Consider the following 16,756-nt stretch of genomic DNA (forward strand, 5'->3'; position numbering starts at 1 on the left):
CGCTTTGAGAGTAAACGTACCCGGAAATCTACCTGAGTTGTTTTAAGGCATATGTCAGATCCCCGGTGATTGATAATTAGGCACTCATGTTCTTGCCCTGATTTATCCTACGTGTCAATTTCTCTATGTCTTATTAAAATGAACTTTTTAATAAGACATATTCCATTAATTTATTTGTCATGGAGAAATGTTCTAGTGTGCATGCCCGATTTCAGGTTGAGGTTTGCTGTCATAGCAATGGCATTTATGTCTATCAGGTAGCTAAGACTACTAGACACAAAGGGCTTTACCATAGACACATTGTCAGAGTTGTTAACTTGGCAAGTTATAAATAAATCTCACATTTAACACCTAGCAAAAATAAAAGCTTTTTGCTTTAGTGCCAAGGGTTAACTGTACCCACAACAAAGTTCAAATAATGATAAATGTCAACCTAAGTATTATTTCCGCTGCTGTTATCATGGGGCTTTCTGCAGGTGCACATGCAGAACCAGTCTCTCCTTCGGAGGAATCAAGTGACGCGGAAGTCAGTTTGCCCAGTGTTGAGCGAATTGTTGTTTCTGGATATAGAACCGCAAACTTAGCTGAAATCGACAGCAAACGAGAGTCGGATGGGATCCTCGATGGGATCTCCCAAGATCAGAGCGGCATGCTGCCAGATATGGACATCACGCAGATTGCTCAGCGCATCCCTGGGGTCTCAGCGATGACCGGGTTTGGTACCAATGCCGGTCGAGCAAATAACCGAAGTGACGCTATCTCAATTCGGGGCCTGGATCCTAATTACAATTTGACGACGTTTGATGGTGTCCCGGTCGCCTCGGCTGATGAAAACAACCGCGGTGTAACCTCATCCATTTTCCCGACCTCGATTATTTCTCAAGTGCAGGCCGTGAAAACACTGAGTGCAGATATGGACCCACATGGCATGTCGGGTCAAATCAATATTGTCACCGGCAGTGCATTTGATCGGGATGGTATGTTTGCGTCAACTCGGGTTTCGCTCGGTGAGCAATCTCATTCCGGTGGCCTGATTGACGATCAAGGCCCGGATCAACGTTTTGACCTGACCTTGTCAAACACCTTCGGCGCTAACAATCAGTTCGGTGTGAGCCTGGCCGGTTCCTACCATAACCTCAGCAGTACCACGAAAGGTTACAGCAACGGTAAATCTGCCAACAGCTTGATTGTCGTCGAGGATGTGCTGGCGGCACGGCAAAACGGGATGTTTGCCCATGAGACAACATGGGAAAAATACTCTGCCATGGCCAAGTTTGAGTACCAGCCAAATGAAGATACCTATGCCTATGTGACCTTGGGACATTTTGTGGTCGATGACCATGAAACGCGCTGGGAAAATCTGATCTGGGGTGGTGATCTGGATATGAGCACCGTAACGGCGAACTCCGGGACCTGGAATGAGGCTGCAGTTGAACACGGCTATGTTTATCAGCCTAAGGTAGATACAACGGATCTGCTCAGTGCGCATCTGCATCATTGGTTAGATAACGAGCAGGCGATCCGAGTCGATCTGTCCCACTCACGCTCTCATACGGATCTGCTTCGCGACATGACGCGATTCGAATTTGAAAGTGTCTGGAATGACCAAGTCAAAATCGACTACACCATCAACGATGACGGCTTCGAGTATCGCTTCCATGACGAAGACTACGTCAATGATCTCAACAACTACTCGAACGCCTATATTCGAAATCGTAGTGAAGACATTAGCAACAACCTGACGTATGCCGCCTTCAATTACGACAACAATGTTGATGGCATCAGCGGACCGTGGGGCTTTAACCTAGGGGTTAATCTCACTCATCAGGATCTCTCCTTCGACAGAAAGTACACCGAAGGTCGTCTCTTTGACGATTGCGGTGCGGATGATTTCACCGAGTGTGGATTCAGCTCCATGAATGGTTTTGTTCATGACTTTACCCTTCCATTCCACGGCGGCGTGCCAATGTATTTCATTGACGACACCGCGGCACGTGTTCGCTGGGCCGAGCAGGGTTACAACATCTTTCGAGATCGGACTCGTGAATCCATCCAGGATGATTACGAGCTGACCGAAGAGCTGTACGCAGCGTTTGGCCAAGCCTTTTATCGAGGTGAGGCTCTCACTGTGCGGGCAGGTCTGCGCTATGACTACAGCCGTGTTTCGGTTGACCTGTTCCAGTACGATGCCAATGTTGAAGAGTTCAATCCAATCACGCGGGATTACAACCATGGCTATCTTTTGCCTTCCGTGGTCGCCAGCTATGACCTGAACTTGGATACGGTAGTTCGCTTGGGCTATAGCCGTACTTTGGGGCGGCCAAACTTCGGTCACTATGCAACCAATGAGACTGTCCAGATCTGGAATCCGGGTGATGAGTACCTAAACATCACTCAAAGCAATACGGATCTGAAACCTCGAGTTTCCGATAACTTTGATGCGTCACTAGAGTACTACTTCGATGAAGGGGCCTCGATGCTGTCGGCTGCGTACTTCTACAAGGACGTCAGCAACATGATCTACACCCGCGAGACCCTCGTGGAAAACTATGAGCATGAAGGGCACTTGGTTACCGCTCGGATAACCTCTCCGCAAAACGCGACAGATGCGTATATTCAAGGACTGGAACTGTCTGTTCGAGTGGATATGGCCAACTACCTTCCATCACCGTTTGACGGCCTTATCTTCAACGCGAACACCACATTTATCGACTCTGAACTGACCATGTCTAATGTCGATGGTGAAGAGTACACCGCTGATGCTTGGGCGAATCAACCGGACTTTTTAGCGAACGTTTCCCTGTCCTACGACAAAGGGCGTTTTGGCGCCAACCTGGCGCTAAACCATGTGGGTTCTTATACACAACATCTCGACCAAGATAAGCCGGATAATAACCTCTACCGCGATGCCTCTAGCAGCCTTGATGGCCAATTGCGATATAGCGTTACGGACTCCATCAAAGTACTCCTTGAGGGGCAAAACCTGACCAATGAGAAGATCACCAATTACCGTGATCTGGCCGATTTCGGCCGGGTCATCGGTGATGTGCGTGACCAAGGCCGTACCGTTTGGTTGGGCGTTACCTGGATCCCTCAGTTTTAACCCAGCCATCATTGGATGAGTGCTCGGCCGCTTTGGCCGAGCACCGACACAAATAAAAAATAAGATCACATGACTCTATTATCAATTCGTACTTTAGCCGCTGTAGCATTGGCCAGCTCCGCTGTCAGCCTACCTTTGAGCGCCAATGAGCAACCCACCATCAGCGTTGTTCAATACAACATCTACAATGGCAAAAATATCGACCTTATTACTCAGGTCCTGCATGAACAAGAGGCGGACCTGATCGGCCTGAATGAGGTTAACTATAAGAACAAGCGCAGTAAGGGCAGCGATCAAGCCAAGCACCTTGCCGAGCAACTGACTGAACTTAGTGGCGAAGAATGGCGCTATGAATGGGCCCACGCGATCCCCTTTCAAGGAGGGTGTTACGGCAACGCCATTCTTTACAACGCAACTCGTCTGAAACTGCATGGCTACCAGCCATTGACCATGGACGATTCGGAGGGGGATGGGATGCGATCGTCAGGGCTTGGGATCTTCGAGCTCAAAGATGAAGAGATCTACTTCCAGTGGGGCACATTGCACCTGACCAACCGCAACACCCGACTTTCAGAAGAACCGATGATGACCCGTCAACTGCAGCAGTCCAAGGCGATCTGGGGCGCGATGGAACCGGGACTACCAATGCTGATAGGAGGGGATTTCAATTCGCACGTCGACGGGCCACATAACCCAGAAACCATGGCTTATTGGATGGATAAGGGCTTCGCTGTGAATACTCCCCTGATCCCTGATCCTGCAGGTCGCTCGCATGTCATTGATTTTAATCTGATGAAGGCGCAAGGCTGGGAGTCAATAGAGGAACAGATCATCTGGGATGAAACTGCTGCTGTCGCCTCCGATCACGCCCCCATATTAACGCGCTATCGCGTCAACGCACGCAACCCTGAAGGGGCGTCGATCGCGCATGACAGTGCCGCCAGTTTTAGCCCAAGCATTTGCCCAATGTGATGGCTTAAACGCGGCAACCATTGACGGTGGGGCGGCCCCAGAAGGCTGGGCCGCTTCCACCATCTCGTCGATAAGAATGAGACTATAAGATTCACCGTGATGCGCTATCGCCAGCACTAACGGGTCTTCGCCTTGGGTAACAAAAGCTTTCCTGCAACCCGACGCTTCAACAGCGTGGAGGCGGAATGCCTCCAGCTCTTCAACGGCCTGACGCCAGAGGCTCTTTGGACCTGGCCAAGGTCATTTTCATATAGATCCGCTCAATAATGAGAAGCTGCAAGCCAATATCAATGGTGACACTCATTATTATTGCCTTGATATCGAATACCGTATTTGGGCGATTCCAATAGCTCGACTCAACATTGCCAACGTGAGTCTCTTGATTCATGAAATACGCGTTCCTCTGGCAAACAGAAGAGCGAGCTTAAAAGACTCACTGAGCCTCACCCGCAATAACAACCAAGCGATAATGGAACACTTTCTGTCATACTAGTAATATCCTTTGGTAAGTCATGTTGTTTAGTTAGGTTGTTTATTGATGAGAACGAAACTGATAACTCGAAAAGGATTTCACAGATTAGAAAGCGAACTCGACCACCTCTGGCGTGTAGAGCGCCCGGAAACCACCGCCAAAGTCGCTTGGGCCGCCAGCCTTGGCGACCGCAGCGAGAACGCGGACTACCAATACAACAAGAAGCGATTACGGGAGATCGATCGGCGGGTGCGCTACCTGAGAAAGTGCCTCGAGCATCTGCGCATCGTTGATTACTCACCGCAGCAGGAGGGTAAGGTGTTCTTCGGCGCCTGGGTCGAGATCGAAAACGACGATGGCGACACCAAGCGCTTCCAGATCGTCGGCTACGACGAGATCTTCGGCCGGGACGACTGCATCTCCATCGACTCCCCCATGGCCCGGGCGCTGCTGAAAAAAGAGGTGGATGACGAAGCCTTGGTGAAGACACCGGCCGGCGAAGCCACCTGGTACGTCACCAAGATCGAATACCTGGCATAACCCCATAGGAGCCTGGCGCGGCGCCGGCCAGCATTGGACGACCGGGCCAACAGGGGTCCACTGCTACGCGCCCCCGTCTCGCGCGCCAGCCCGTACCGGCAGACGCGTGGTCGCCACCGTGCTGGCAGCACAGCACGCCGGCTCAGCTTCCGCGCCATTCCAGCCGTCTTAATCCGTTAATCCCTTGGTCGCCACCCAGCCTGTGCTATGGTGAGCATCGTTTTTTCCGTTAGTCCCGCCGTGGCGGGCCAAAGCAAGCATTGTCATCATGGATCATATTTCACATACCATTGCCCAGGAGCTGGGCGTCCGACCGCAACAGGTTAATGCGGCCGTTACCTTGCTGGACGAAGGCGCCACCGTGCCCTTTATCGCCCGCTACCGTAAAGAGATCACCGGTACCCTCGACGACACCCAACTGCGTACGCTGGAAACCCGATTGGGTTACCTGCGCGAACTGGAAGATCGTCGCGGCACCATCCTCAGCAGCATCGACGAGCAGGGCAAACTGACCGACGCGCTCAAGGCCAAGATCCTGTCGGTGGCCACCAAAACCGAGCTGGAAGATCTGTACCTGCCCTACAAGCCCAAGCGCCGCACCAAAGGGCAGATCGCCATCGAAGCCGGACTGGAGCCGTTGGCGGACGCCCTACTGGCCGATCCCACTCGCAACCCAGATAGCGAGGCCGAGGCCTTCTTCAATGCCGAAGCGGGCTTTGCCGACAGCAAGGCGACACTGGATGGCGCCCGCGCCATCCTGATGGAGCGTTTCGCCGAGAACGCGGCGGTACTGACGGTCGTGCGCAGTCACATGAAGCAGCACGCCCAGCTTAAGGCCAGCGTAGTCACCGGCCAGGAAGGCAGCGGCTCCAAGTTTGCCGACTACTTTGACCACTCCGAGGCCTGGCACAAGGCGCCCTCACATCGGGTGCTGGCCATGCTGCGCGGTCGCAACGAGGGCGTGCTGTCGCTGCAACTGGATGCGGATCCGGATCGGGAAGAGGGCGATCGCAGCTCCATCTGTGAAAGTCTGATCGCCCAACAGATCGGGATCGACAACCAGGGCCGTGCCGCCGACAAGTGGCTGCAGCAGGTGTGTCAGTGGACCTGGCGGGTCAAGCTGTCGCTGGCGATGGAAACCGAACTGATCGGCGATCTGCGCGAGCGCGCCGAAGCCGACGCCATCAAGGTGTTTGCCGAGAACATGAGCGATCTGCTGATGGCCGCCCCAGCGGGCATGCGCCCAACCCTGGCGCTGGATCCGGGCCTGCGCACCGGCTGTAAGATCGCCGTTATCGACGGCACCGGCAAACTGGTCGCGTTCGATACCGTCTACCCCCACGCGCCGCAGAAGCAGTGGGATCGCACGCTCGCCACCCTGGCGCAACTGGTGAAAGCCCACGACGTCGAGCTGATCGCAGTCGGCAACGGCACCGCCTCGCGCGAGTCGGATAAGCTGGCGGGCGAGCTGATCAAACTGGTCGGCAAGCCGGGCCTGACCAAGGTGATGGTGTCCGAAGCCGGCGCGTCGGTTTACTCCGCCTCGGAAACCGCCGCCGCCGAATTCCCGGATCTGGATGTCTCCATCCGCGGTGCTGTGTCCATCGGCCGTCGACTGCAGGATCCGCTGGCCGAGCTGGTGAAGATCGAGCCCAAGTCCATCGGGGTTGGCCAGTACCAGCACGACGTCAGCCAAACCCAGTTGGCTCGCTCACTGGATGCGGTGGTCGAGGATTGCGTAAACGGCGTCGGGGTGGATCTCAACACCGCCTCTGCCCCGCTGCTCACCCGGGTGGCAGGCCTGACCAAAACCATCGCCCAGAACATCGTCAACTTTCGTGATGCCGAAGGCCGCTTTACCGATCGCAAGCAACTGAAAAAAGTGGCGCGACTGGGGCCTAAGGCGTTTGAGCAGTGCGCCGGTTTCCTGCGGATCAACCAAGGCGACAACCCACTGGACGGCTCCGGAGTCCACCCAGAAGCCTATCCTGTGGTGAAGAAGATCAGCGCCCATACCGGCGTGCCGGTGGCGGACTTGATCGGCAACAGCGGTGTGCTCAAGTCGATCGATGCCCGTCAGTTCACCGACGAACGCTTTGGCCTGCCCACCGTCAATGACATCCTCAAGGAGCTGGACAAGCCGGGTCGCGATCCACGCGGCCAGTTCGAGACAGCCCAGTTTGCCGATGGGGTCGAGAAGATCACCGATCTGCAGCCCGACATGGTGCTAGAAGGGGTGATCACCAACGTCACCCACTTCGGTGCCTTTGTCGATATCGGCGTTAAACAGGACGGCCTGGTGCATATCTCTGCCCTCTCCAACAAATTCGTCGACGATCCCCGCAGCGTGGTCAAAGCCGGTGATGTGGTGAAAGTGAAGGTGATGGAGATCGACGTGGCACGCAAGCGCATCGGCCTGTCCATGCGCCTGAGCGACAACGCCAGTGAAGTGGCCGAGCAAAAAGCCGCGCCTCGGCGCAGCGCGGGTGCGAGTCAACGGCGGGAATTCAGTGGCGATCGCACCAAACCAAGCCACGACCGCCCACAGCGCCAAAGCAACTCGACCGGCAATGGCCTTGCGGGCGGCGCCTTTGCCGACGCTTTCGCCAAAGCCAAGAAGCGCCGCTAAATACGCGTCTCCCCCGAACAAAGCCGCCGCTCAGGCGGCTTTTTGCTTTGCCGGCGCCCATCCCTTAACATCCGCGCCGCTCTATCTTGTGAGCAGGGATCACCCCATCACAAACCCACGGCTGAGCAACGCTAGGGCCAGCAACTGCATGCTGTTGACCGCCACCATGATCCGGTGCCACCAGACAAACCCTTGCCGTCGCCGACTTTGAGCCCGTTCGGCCGCCGGCATCAACCACAGCGCGCACAATAAAAAGCCCATCAGCGACACAGTGAGGATAGACACCTCCCACGCCGCCCCAACCAACCAACGCAACAACAGCGCCACCGCGCACAGCGCCGCGCAATAGACATACAACCAGGGGAAAAACGCGTGTTGAAAGCGGCGCGCCAAACCCGTCTCACGCGCTGAAAACAGCACGGGCAAGAACAACATCATGTACGCCAACATCCCCCCGAACAGGGTGGCCAGCAATAACGCATAGAGGGTTTGCAGCAGCGACATCGGCACTCCCGATCGGCTCACCTGCTGTCAGTGTAGCTCGGCTAAGGGCAGTCGAAGTCCAGTGTGATCTCTGCCAGCTCTGGCGACTGCCCAGATCGTACGGTCACCTGCCAGAGCTTATCGAACTGCGACTCGCTCAATGCCGGTAGGGCGCGCCCGACCAACAAGCCTACCAAGGCGGGTGTAGTATTGCTGTGGCCCACCACCAAGGCATTCTCTGTTCGCAAGCGGAGTCGCTCGGCCAATGGGGCCAACGCAGCGCCATCATAGCGCTCAACGGCCAGTGCGTGTCCCAACCGCCGAGCGATCCGCTCGGCGGTCTGTCGGGTCCGTCGCGTATCGGTGCTGTAGATCTGGTGCAGATTATGTCCGGCCAACCAATGCGCCCAGAGATCGGCCCGGGCCTCACCACACGGACTCAGTGTCGGATCCACGCCCGACGCCTTTTCACTGTGGCGGATCAGATAGATCGTATGCTGGTCTGGATGACTGGTTTCCCAGCCGAGCCAAAGCGCTAGGCTCAATAAGCCAACACTCAATCCAGCAAACAGCCAACGCTTCGTCATGGTCTCTCCTGATCCTCGGCCTCGACAACTCAAACGCTCAAGTAAACATAGGGCCCCGTTTGGCCAACCGGGAAACCGGCGCGCTGCCGCCTAGGTACGCACAGTAAAGGCCGGTGGCACCTGAGGCTTGGCGACACGGCGGTAAAACCGATCCACCACCTGGGCAAAGCGGGCGTACTCGTCCGCACTCAGCTCAACCGCCGGATGATAAGGGAAGTCCAACTCGGAAGGCTGGCGCACCTGGCCGGGACGACGCAACAACGGCCGGGCCTGATCCAGCAACTCCTTCAGCGTTTCTTTGCGGTGGCGCTTGGGCGGCTGTCGCTCTGACTGGGATTGGGACTGGGACTGCTCGCCGCCATCGGGATCACGCCGCTCGACGCGGGCCTGCTCATGTTTGGGATCCAATGCCCGCTCGGCCGTACTCTTCTCCAGCGCCTCGGGGCGGGAGATCGGTGGGCGGTGCTGGGCCTCTTTCGCCGCCTGCTCCGTTGCAGGGTTGCTGGTGGCGATCGGCACCTGAGGAAAATGGGAAACCAGGAACATAGCCGCTCCGTAACGGGCTCCTGGTTAATTTAGCACCGCTCAAACGGAAAGGTAAAACTTCTCCAATATCTCAAAGGTTTGTTCTGGGTGAGAAACAAAGGGCGCGTGCGAGGCCTGAGGCAGGATCGCCACCTCAGAGTGCGGTGCCAGATCCGATGCCGGCTCGATCCCACGGGCGGGCACCAAGCCATCCAATCGGCCGTACAATCGTAACCAGGGCGCGTTGATCTGATCGATCTGCCCGCGCAGATCCGCCTGTGCCAGCAAGCGCAGACCCGCCGCCAGCGCATCGGGCCGGGCGGCGGGCTTGCTAAGCACCGCTCGTTTTAACTGGCGCACATCGTCCCGCGCACTGGCCGAGCCCATCGCCTGCAGGGCGAAAAACCCCGCCAGGGTTTTGTCCAGATCCTGCGCCAACTGCTCGGAGAACTGCGCTAAGACCGCAGGCTTGATCCCAGGCCAGCCCGGCTCAGCCTGGAAACAGGGGGAGCTGGCGATGCTCACCAGCGACGCGGTGCGTTGCGGTGCACTGAGGGCCATCTGCATCGCGATCGATCCCCCCAATGACCACCCCATCAGATGGCATTTCGTCTCGCCATCGACCGCCTGCCACACCGCTTCGGCCCACTGACTCAGGCTGCCCGCGTCGCGCAACGAAGCCGAATGGCCAAAGCCGGGCAGATCGACACAGCCGACACGAAACCCCAACTGCGCCAGGCGAGGTGCCAGGCCCTGCCACACGGCGCCGTTCATCCCCCAGCCGTGTAAGATCAACAAACTGGGCCCCGCTCCATACCAATCAATTTGCAGGCCTGGGCGGGCGGTTTCTAAGCTGGTGACAATGGACATGGAACGCTTCTCTTGGGATCAGATCATGGCCGGCAGTTTACCCAACCGGTGCTTACTGTGTCAGCAAGGCATCACTCTGGGCCGCGGCTTGTGCCAATACTGCCTCGATGACGCCCGCCCCGGCCATCAATGCTTGGGCTGCACCTGCGCGATGCGGCAATGCCCGCCGTGGCGCTGCGGCGCCTGCCAGAAAAAGCGCCACTGGTGGCCAGTGATCAGCGCTTTCCCCTACCACAGCCCAGTGGGTTACCTGACCGGAGCGATCAAGATCCATCGACAACTCTGCTTGCTCGAGCCCATGTGTGAGGCCCTGGCCCAGCGCTTAGAGCAGTTATGGCAGGCGGATGCGATCGGCCCGATCAGCGCATTGGTGCCGATCCCCATGCACCCCAGCCGCCTGCCGGTGCGCGGATTTAACCATGCCGTGCTGATCGCCGACCAACTGGGAAAGCGCTTGGGCTTACCGGTCTTGGACACGCTGGTGGTGAAAAAGCAACGAACCGTTCCCCAGCATGATCTGGAAGATCAACGGCGGCGTAAGGATCTCAGTGGCGTGTTTCAGGCCCAGCCCGGCGCACGCCGCCAGCAACAACTGGCCCTGATCGACGATGTGATCACCACTGGCTCCACCATGACCGCGGTCGCCCGCGCCTTACGCAAGCAGGGGCATCACGTCAGCCAATACTGGGCCTTAGCCAGTGCCCTCAAGCGTCAGCGCTAGCGCAAACTCGGCACCAAAAACAGGCTGTTGGCCACCACACGCTCCCCCCCCAACCAGAAGTTACGAAACAGCGGATTATCCGCCAGCAGCACATATTGGCCTCGACCGTTGCGCTCCACCGTGGCCGCACTGTCCCGGGCCAACGCTTGCTGATAGGTCGGATCCATAAAGCCGGACAGCAGCAAGGCTTCCGGATAGATCGCCACCTGATCCGCCTGCTCCCCCTGCAGCGACAGCTCCCGATCCTTCATCATCGGCAGATAGTGCGACAGGCCAAAGCCCAGCGGATGGGTTTGGTCCAGCTGCCAGGCGACGATCGCACCGCCGATGGTGCGGCGGGCCCGCTCATTGTGGCGCTGGGCAAAGTGGAGCCAATCCGAGGCATGGACAAACTCCTCCTGCAGCTGACTCTTTTGCCGCACCCGCGTCCGGATCAACTCCCAGCTCGACAGCTTCGCCACGCCGCGCTTCCAGGCCACGACGGTGCCACCGTTGCCGACAAACTGGCCAACCTTGTAAGCAAAGCCATCACTAATGCGGCGATAGCCGCCATCGACCAAGAACAGATGGGTGAACTCGTCCAGCGGCACCCGCTCGGCATACTCAGCATCGATCAGCGTCGCCTCCAGCGCCAGCACCTGATCCAGGTAATACCACAGCATGCCCGCTTCGGTTTGGCTGACATCTCGGCCGATCAGGATCAGCGGCTTGATGGGCTTGGCAAAATGATAGTGCCGCCCACCCGGATCCGGCCCGCTCAGCGCCTGCCCCGCCACGACCGCATTCGGCCGCAACCCCAGCTCCTGCTGGATCGACGTCAGCGCCGCTTCCAGCCCGCTTTGATCCCCCAGGATCAGCAGATCCCCCGCCGCCACATCGACGGGCCCCTCCTGACCGGCCAACACCGCGGCGGTATCGGCAAAGCGCACCCGCAACCCAGCCTGTTGCAATCGATACAAGGCGGCTGGCGCCAGGCGATCTTGCCAGCTCAGGTGCCAATGCAACGCCGGCCGGCTCAGATCGGTCGCCGCACTCTGGATCGCCGTGGCGCGCAGGCCCGGCTGTCGTCCCGCCACTCTGACATTCAGATTAAACGCCAGCGCGACCGAGAAGGCCGACACGTCATAAAAGGTGTTGTCACGAAACTCGGTGCGTTGATCCAACAGGGCTTCGAGCAGGCGATATTGCGGCTGCGCAAACGGCACAAACAGCTCACCGGCGAGGAAGCGGATCCCCTGCTCGGTCACGCTCTGACTCAGGTAGTCAAACTCAATGCGGTGACTGGCCAGGATCTGCACCAGTGCCGCCAGGCGGTTGGCGTCGCCAGCAGTTCCAAGCAGGTAGCCCGCCCCTGACCGTTTCTTGCCCGCCTTGACGCTATCGACATAGAAGCCTTGCTGATACTCACGCAAGGCTTCCGCCTCGGCGATCGCACCGCGCACGGTGGAAAACGAGGTCGCCAAGTGATTGCGGATCCCGGTATGCAGCGTCAACTCGCCCCGATCGGTCGCGCGCACCAGCCCACGGGCCGAGGCTTGCTCAAACAAGATCCCCACCGAGCCGTTGATATCCGGGTAGGTCGAGCCTTTGCCGTAATAAAAATCGTCGAACGCTTCCTTCGAGAAGTAGGGCTGATAGAGCTGATCCAGCGCCTGGGCGTGATAGGACGCCAGACGCGCCGTCAGCGCCTGATTGTCCTCAGGCGTCAATGGGTGGGTCCGCTCGGGCACCCCGGGCTGAAAGAAATAGCTGCTCTGGTGGCTCATCTCATGATAATCACTGACCACATGGGGCAGCCACTGCTGGAAAAAGGCGACACGAGCACGGCTCTCGGGGTGCGCCTGATAGAGCCAGTCTCGATTGAGATCGGCCCAGAAATGGTTCACTCGCCCGGATGGCCAGGCTTGATAATGCTCGCGGTGCCAACTGCTGCCACTGGCGATCTGGCCCCGATAGCCATTGACCCAGTTGGCAAAGCGGTCGTTGCCATCGGGGTTTTGCGTTGGGGTGATCACGATGACCGCCTCATCCAGCCAGCGAGCGACCTCGGCGGACTGGCTTGCCGCCAGATAGTAAGCAAACAGCACCCCGGCGTGCAGCCCCGACGCCTCATCGCCATGGATGCTGTACGCCAACCAGATGATCAGCGGCCCCTCATCCGTCTGCCCTTGCCGCACCGCCGCGCGCTGCTGCAAGATCGCCTCCTGCTTCGCCAGATTGGCGGGACTGGAGATCAGCACCGCCTGCTGGGCCCGCCCCTGATAACTCTGCCCCAAGCTCTGCACTGCCACCCGCTCACTCTGTCGAGCCAACTGCTCGAGATAATGGGCCACCTCATCCGAGCGCAGGTGGCGCTGGCCCACCGGCTCAGCGAAGTATTCCTCTGGTGCGGGAACTTGCGGCAGATAGGATCCGGCAGGCAGCAGCGCCGCGCCGGCATATAATGGCAAAAAGACCAGCAAAAGCAGCCATTTCAGACGGGTTTTCATCCGTGAATTCCTTGTTATTGTACGACCGCCAGTGTAACAAGTGGGCCGCTTATTTCGCCACCAAAGCGTGATCTTACTAACACTTGGAGGCTATAATCCCAGCCCACTTAGCGTTATGATGCAGTATCCGAGTTAATTACTCAGGCTTTAAGAGAAGCTTTTATGATCACCATTACCGAAGCCGCCCAGGAACACTTTGCTAAGTTGCTGGCGCAACAGCCGGAAGGCACTCACATTCGCGTGTTCGTCATCAACCCAGGCACACCGCAAGCCGAATGTGGTGTGTCGTACTGCCCACCCGATGCGGTGGAAGAGGACGACACCGAGCTGACGTTTAATGGGTTCAATGCCATGGTCGACAGCAAAAGCGTACCCTTCTTGGAAGAGGCCTTTATCGACTATGTCACCGATCAGCTGGGCAGCCAGCTGACCCTGAAAGCGCCTAACGCCAAGATGCGCAAGGTGGCCGATGACGCGCCCCTGCGTGAGCGCCTCGATTACGCCATCCAATCTCAGGTGAACCCTCAGTTGGCCAGCCACGGCGGCTACATCACCCTGATGGAGCTCACCGAAGACGGCATCGCTGTGATCCAATTTGGCGGCGGCTGTAACGGCTGCTCCATGGTTGATGTCACCCTCAAAGATGGCATCGAGAAGCAGTTGCTGGAACAGTTTGAAGGCGAACTCAACGCCGTGCGCGACATTACCGAGCACGAACACGGTGAGCACTCCTTCTACTGATCGCCGATCAACGCGATGCGCCCGAGCCGACACTGACCGTGTCGGCTTTTTTATCGGCAGCGTTCGCTAACCGTGACGCGACGGCAGCCAATGACCAGCACGCCAGTGCCAGCAAAAATGCCCACCCAGAGTCAGGCTGCGCAGCAGCATAAAGCCGTTAAATGCCAGCCACAAGCCGTGGTTGCCCAAACCGCTGAATACGCCCCACAGTAGGAAAAAACCCAGCGTTGATCCCAGCATGGCGTTGCGCATCACCCGCCCCTTGGCCGCGCCAATGTACACACCGTCAAACAGAAAGCAGGTGAAGGCCATGAAGGGATAGAGCCAGATCCACGGCAGATAGGTCATGGCCACCAGCTGTACCGACTCGATACTGGTCAGCATCGCAATGATCCCCGCACCGCCCAATGCAAATCCCAGGCTGAACAGCACGGCGGTCAAGGCCGACCAAAACCAACCGAGGATCACCGCATCCTTCACCGCCGCCGGATCCTCCGCCCCCACCGCCTTACCCACCTCGGCCTCCGCCGAATAGGCAAAGCCATCGAGCGCGTAAGCGATCAGCAGGGTAAAGTTCATCAGCACCGAATTGGCCGCGACGATCTCATCGCCCATACGGGCCCCCTGAGCCGTGACAAAGACCATGCAGGCCTGCAGCGACAGCGTCCGTAGAAAGATATCGCGATTGAGCGCCAACAGTTGGCCACAGCCGGCCAAACGGAGCTGGGTTAAGATCTGCCGCTGCCGCAACTCGGCCGGAAGCTGGCGCCAGATAAACCAAAGCGCCAAGCTCAAGGCGGCATAGTCGGCCAGCACACTGGCCCGTGCCGCCCCCGCCACGCCCCAGTCCAGTCCCAACACAAACCAGAGATCCAGCGCAATGTTGACGCTATTGGTGACGATCAGCAGCCACATGGCGGCCTTCGGTTTTTGTTTTCCTAACAAATATCCCAGTGCAACCAGGTTCAATAAGGCTGCGGGGGCACTCCAGATCCGATGGCTAAAATAGACCGAAGCGTAGTGCTGAACCTCCGCACTTCCCCCCACCAAATTCAATGAGATATGCAGTATGGGCTGCTGCAGCAACAGCAGTCCCAATGCCAGTAACAAGGCCATGATCCCGGCCTGAAACAGCACCTGTAGCTGTGCCAACGGATCGCCTCGCCCATAGCTCTGCGCAACCAATCCTGTGGTTGCCATGCGTAAAAATCCAAGGATCCAGAATAAAAAGGTTATAATCATCGCCCCGACGGCCACGCCGCCGAGGTAATAGGCATCACTCAGGTGCCCAATCACCGCCGTGTCCACCAGCCCCAGCAAGGGGATCGTGATGTTGGACAAGATCATAGGAACGGCCAGAGCAAAGGTGCGCTGATGCGCCCGGCGCTGCCGCAAAATGGCGGGGATTGTCATAACGCTTATGGGTTTCCAAAGATGATGAAACGATTTTTTACACTGGCGATAAGCCTGCTACTGGGCGCTGCGTCCTGGCCTGTGCTTGCGGTGGTTATTCTACAGTACCACCACGTCAGTAACAGCACGCCGGCGATCACCTCGGTGACGCCGGCGCAGTTTAGCGAGCAGATGGCCTATTTGGCCGACAATAACTTCAATGTGGTGCCGCTGGCATTGGCCCTCGATGCCATCAAAGCCGGCAAAGAGTTGCCCGCGAAAAGCGTGGTGATCACCTTCGATGACGGTTACGCCAATATCGCCATCAATGGCCACCCGATCCTCAAACAGTACGACTTTCCCTATACGGTCTTCGTCAACTTGGAGCCGATCGAGCAAAACCGCCGCAACATGATGGACTGGGATACCCTGCGCGAGATCGCGGCGGAGGGTGCCACCATCGCCAACCACAGCTATGCGCACGACCACCTGATCCGTCGCTTGCCGGGCGAAGACCAAGCCGGCTGGGAGCAGCGCATTAAACAGGATATCGAACGCACCGAGGCCGCGATCCAGACCGAGATCGGCCACAGCCTGAAAGCCCTAGCTTATCCATACGGCGAGTATAATCAGGCGCTGCGCGCCCTGCTCGAACGCATGGGGTATGTCGGTATTGGTCAGCACTCCGGTGCCGCTGGGCCCTACTCCAGCCTGACCGCACTGCCACGCTACCCGGTCGCTGGCCCCTACGCAGACCTAGACAGCCTTAAGGTGAAGATGCACAGCCTGAACATGCCGGTGCTGGCCATCGATGGCGAAGAGTCTGAACTGATCAATCGCAACCGCCCCAGCCTCACCGTCAAGCTGGACAGCACCGACGTGCGCACCAACGAGCTGATGTGCTATATCCAAGGCCAAGGGGCCAAAACCCCGACCTGGCTGGATGATCACACCTTCACCATCCAAGCCGATCTGCCCCTGCCTGCCGGCCGGACCCGCTATAACTGCACCGCACCGAGTCGCAGCAAAGGCAGCTACTACTGGTTCTCACAGCCCTGGGTCCAAGCCAATCCCGATGGCAGCTGGCCTGCCGAATAAGTGTTCAAAATCGAGTAGGAGGGGGCCTTGCGGCCCCCGTCCTCTCACACCACCGGGCATACGGTTCCGTACCACGGCGGTTCAAGTTAAACCTTTGAGCCGCTGATAATGACCCAGCAGCGATATCAGTCCTA

14 protein-coding genes are annotated in these 16,756 nt (G+C 57.8%); 7 read left to right on the plus strand and 7 right to left on the minus strand.

Annotated features, from left to right (window positions below; genetic code table 11):
• Positions 1-418 precede the first annotated feature (418 nt).
• Both ABEA08_RS13300 and ABEA08_RS13305 read left to right on the plus strand, forming a co-directional pair.
• Positions 419-3,103: a TonB-dependent receptor gene (locus ABEA08_RS13300; RefSeq protein WP_345335813.1), complete on the plus strand. Its 2,685-nt coding sequence runs from the start codon at positions 419-421 to the stop codon at positions 3,101-3,103.
• 69 nt (positions 3,104-3,172) lie between these two features.
• Positions 3,173-4,075, plus strand: coding sequence for an endonuclease/exonuclease/phosphatase family protein (locus ABEA08_RS13305; RefSeq protein ID WP_345335814.1), 903 nt, complete (start codon positions 3,173-3,175; stop codon positions 4,073-4,075).
• A gap of 199 nt (positions 4,076-4,274) precedes the next feature.
• Here ABEA08_RS13305 and ABEA08_RS13310 read toward each other — a convergent pair whose 3' ends face one another.
• Positions 4,275-4,463: a hypothetical protein gene (locus tag ABEA08_RS13310; RefSeq protein WP_345335815.1), complete on the minus strand. Its 189-nt coding sequence runs from the start codon at positions 4,461-4,463 to the stop codon at positions 4,275-4,277.
• A gap of 150 nt (positions 4,464-4,613) precedes the next feature.
• Between ABEA08_RS13310 and greB the strand changes: the two genes are divergently transcribed.
• Both greB and ABEA08_RS13320 read left to right on the plus strand, forming a co-directional pair.
• The gene (gene greB / locus ABEA08_RS13315) at positions 4,614-5,087 is read left to right on the plus strand and encodes a transcription elongation factor GreB (RefSeq protein WP_345335816.1); all 474 of its coding nucleotides are present in this window, start codon (positions 4,614-4,616) and stop codon (positions 5,085-5,087) included.
• A 268-nt stretch (positions 5,088-5,355) separates the two neighbouring features.
• Positions 5,356-7,716 (plus strand): Tex family protein, encoded by a 2,361-nt coding sequence (locus ABEA08_RS13320; RefSeq protein ID WP_345335817.1) that lies wholly within the window; start codon positions 5,356-5,358, stop codon positions 7,714-7,716.
• A gap of 99 nt (positions 7,717-7,815) precedes the next feature.
• Here the strand turns inward: ABEA08_RS13320 and ABEA08_RS13325 are convergent, their stop codons facing one another.
• The 4 genes from ABEA08_RS13325 to bioH all read right to left on the minus strand — a co-directional run bounded on the left by ABEA08_RS13325 (position 7,816) and on the right by bioH (position 10,181).
• Positions 7,816-8,220: a DUF4149 domain-containing protein gene (locus ABEA08_RS13325; protein ID WP_345335818.1), complete on the minus strand. Its 405-nt coding sequence runs from the start codon at positions 8,218-8,220 to the stop codon at positions 7,816-7,818.
• 41 nt (positions 8,221-8,261) lie between these two features.
• A complete protein-coding gene (locus tag ABEA08_RS13330) occupies positions 8,262-8,786 on the minus strand; it encodes a SixA phosphatase family protein (RefSeq protein ID WP_345335819.1) in 525 nt (174 codons plus the stop codon).
• Between the two features lie 90 nt (positions 8,787-8,876).
• The gene (locus ABEA08_RS13335) at positions 8,877-9,332 is read right to left on the minus strand and encodes a hypothetical protein (protein WP_345335820.1); all 456 of its coding nucleotides are present in this window, start codon (positions 9,330-9,332) and stop codon (positions 8,877-8,879) included.
• A gap of 39 nt (positions 9,333-9,371) precedes the next feature.
• On the minus strand, positions 9,372-10,181 hold the full coding sequence (gene bioH, locus ABEA08_RS13340) for a pimeloyl-ACP methyl ester esterase BioH (RefSeq protein WP_345335821.1): 810 nt from the start codon (positions 10,179-10,181) through the stop codon (positions 9,372-9,374).
• Here bioH and ABEA08_RS13345 point away from each other — a divergent pair.
• Entirely contained in the window at positions 10,174-10,902 is a 729-nt protein-coding gene (locus tag ABEA08_RS13345) for a ComF family protein (protein WP_345335822.1), read from the plus strand. The genes bioH and ABEA08_RS13345 overlap by 8 nt on opposite strands.
• Here ABEA08_RS13345 and ABEA08_RS13350 read toward each other — a convergent pair.
• Positions 10,899-13,391 carry a M14 family zinc carboxypeptidase gene (locus ABEA08_RS13350; protein ID WP_345335823.1) on the minus strand — a complete coding sequence of 831 codons (2,493 nt, stop codon included), beginning with the start codon at positions 13,389-13,391 and terminating at the stop codon, positions 10,899-10,901. The genes ABEA08_RS13345 and ABEA08_RS13350 overlap by 4 nt on opposite strands.
• Before the next feature lie 162 nt (positions 13,392-13,553).
• Here ABEA08_RS13350 and nfuA point away from each other — a divergent pair, with 162 nt between their 5' ends.
• Positions 13,554-14,132 carry a Fe-S biogenesis protein NfuA gene (nfuA, locus tag ABEA08_RS13355; protein ID WP_345335824.1) on the plus strand — a complete coding sequence of 193 codons (579 nt, stop codon included), beginning with the start codon at positions 13,554-13,556 and terminating at the stop codon, positions 14,130-14,132.
• Between the two features lie 66 nt (positions 14,133-14,198).
• Here the strand turns inward: nfuA and dinF are convergent, their stop codons facing one another.
• Complete coding sequence (gene dinF / locus ABEA08_RS13360; RefSeq protein WP_345335825.1) at positions 14,199-15,545, minus strand: MATE family efflux transporter DinF; 1,347 nt, start codon at positions 15,543-15,545, stop codon at positions 14,199-14,201.
• Positions 15,546-15,566: 21 nt separating this feature from the next.
• Between dinF and ABEA08_RS13365 the strand changes: the two genes are divergently transcribed.
• Positions 15,567-16,622 (plus strand): polysaccharide deacetylase family protein, encoded by a 1,056-nt coding sequence (locus ABEA08_RS13365; protein ID WP_345335827.1) that lies wholly within the window; start codon positions 15,567-15,569, stop codon positions 16,620-16,622.
• Positions 16,623-16,756 lie beyond the last annotated feature (134 nt).

Origin of the sequence: Ferrimonas pelagia, assembly GCF_039543565.1 — a bacterium.
Taxonomy (GTDB): Bacteria; Pseudomonadota; Gammaproteobacteria; order Enterobacterales; family Shewanellaceae; genus Ferrimonas; species Ferrimonas pelagia.

Coding starts and splice junctions, on each gene's coding strand:
- ABEA08_RS13300 (WP_345335813.1), top strand. CDS start 419: ATGATAAATGTCAACCTAAGTATTATTTCCGCTGCTGTTATCATGGGG.
- ABEA08_RS13335 (WP_345335820.1), bottom strand. CDS start 9,332: ATGTTCCTGGTTTCCCATTTTCCTCAGGTGCCGATCGCCACCAGCAAC.
- ABEA08_RS13320 (WP_345335817.1), top strand. CDS start 5,356: ATGGATCATATTTCACATACCATTGCCCAGGAGCTGGGCGTCCGACCG.
- ABEA08_RS13325 (WP_345335818.1), bottom strand. CDS start 8,220: ATGTCGCTGCTGCAAACCCTCTATGCGTTATTGCTGGCCACCCTGTTC.
- ABEA08_RS13350 (WP_345335823.1), bottom strand. CDS start 13,391: ATGAAAACCCGTCTGAAATGGCTGCTTTTGCTGGTCTTTTTGCCATTA.
- ABEA08_RS13310 (WP_345335815.1), bottom strand. CDS start 4,463: ATGAATCAAGAGACTCACGTTGGCAATGTTGAGTCGAGCTATTGGAAT.
- ABEA08_RS13330 (WP_345335819.1), bottom strand. CDS start 8,786: ATGACGAAGCGTTGGCTGTTTGCTGGATTGAGTGTTGGCTTATTGAGC.
- ABEA08_RS13365 (WP_345335827.1), top strand. CDS start 15,567: ATGATGAAACGATTTTTTACACTGGCGATAAGCCTGCTACTGGGCGCT.
- greB (WP_345335816.1), top strand. CDS start 4,614: ATGAGAACGAAACTGATAACTCGAAAAGGATTTCACAGATTAGAAAGC.
- ABEA08_RS13305 (WP_345335814.1), top strand. CDS start 3,173: ATGACTCTATTATCAATTCGTACTTTAGCCGCTGTAGCATTGGCCAGC.
- ABEA08_RS13345 (WP_345335822.1), top strand. CDS start 10,174: ATGGACATGGAACGCTTCTCTTGGGATCAGATCATGGCCGGCAGTTTA.
- bioH (WP_345335821.1), bottom strand. CDS start 10,181: ATGTCCATTGTCACCAGCTTAGAAACCGCCCGCCCAGGCCTGCAAATT.
- nfuA (WP_345335824.1), top strand. CDS start 13,554: ATGATCACCATTACCGAAGCCGCCCAGGAACACTTTGCTAAGTTGCTG.
- dinF (WP_345335825.1), bottom strand. CDS start 15,545: ATGACAATCCCCGCCATTTTGCGGCAGCGCCGGGCGCATCAGCGCACC.